This window comes from Mammaliicoccus lentus (genome assembly GCF_002902755.1).
In the GTDB taxonomy this organism is placed as follows: Bacteria; Bacillota; Bacilli; order Staphylococcales; family Staphylococcaceae; genus Mammaliicoccus; species Mammaliicoccus lentus.
Window position 1 is genome coordinate 1 of the sequence record NZ_PPRS01000046.1, and the last position, 741, is coordinate 741.

Consider the following 741-nt stretch of genomic DNA (forward strand, 5'->3'; position numbering starts at 1 on the left):
TTAAAAGAACGAAATAAATATTTAGAAATGGAGAATGAGGTTTTAAAAAAGCGGAGAGAATTCGAAAGAGAGATGATGAATCAAAAAGTAAACAAATCGCGTCATACAAAACGATTAAAGCGCTAAAAAATAAATATCCAATTAAATGGTTATGTAGTGTTTTAGGAATAAATAGATCAAGTTATTATAAATGGACAAATAGAAAACCCTCTAAGAGAGAGATTGAAAATAATACATTAATGGAAGATATCAACGATATCTATCACCAATATCAAGGTATTTATGGTTATAGACGTATTTATATCTATATCCGTCTTAAATTAAATAAACGTGTAAATCATAAGCGTGTTTATAGATTAATGAAACAATTAAAATTAAAAGCAATTATACGTCGTAAAACCAAACGTTATAAGCCTTTTACTCCTGAAGTTACTGCACAAAACATTTTAAATAGATCCTTTAATGAAACTAAGAAAAACAAGAAATGGTTAACTGATGTGACTGAATTTAAATTAAAAAATGGCAATAAAGTATACTTAAGTGCGATTTATGATTTAGGTAGTAAAACTATTTTAAGCTATGAATTGAGTAGTTCAAATAATAACCAATTAGTATTTAACACGCTTGATAAAGCTGTTAAAAAAGTAAAAAATACCAAGGGTATTATATTTCATAGCGATAGAGGGTTTCAATATACTTCTAGAAGTTTCAAGGCAAAATTAAAAGAGCATAAAATGATTC

At 26.6% G+C, this 741-nt stretch carries 1 pseudogene; it reads left to right on the forward strand.

What is annotated here, in order from left to right:
- Positions 1–741 (forward strand): annotated as a pseudogene (locus CD135_RS11130) (IS3 family transposase); the annotation flags it as partial.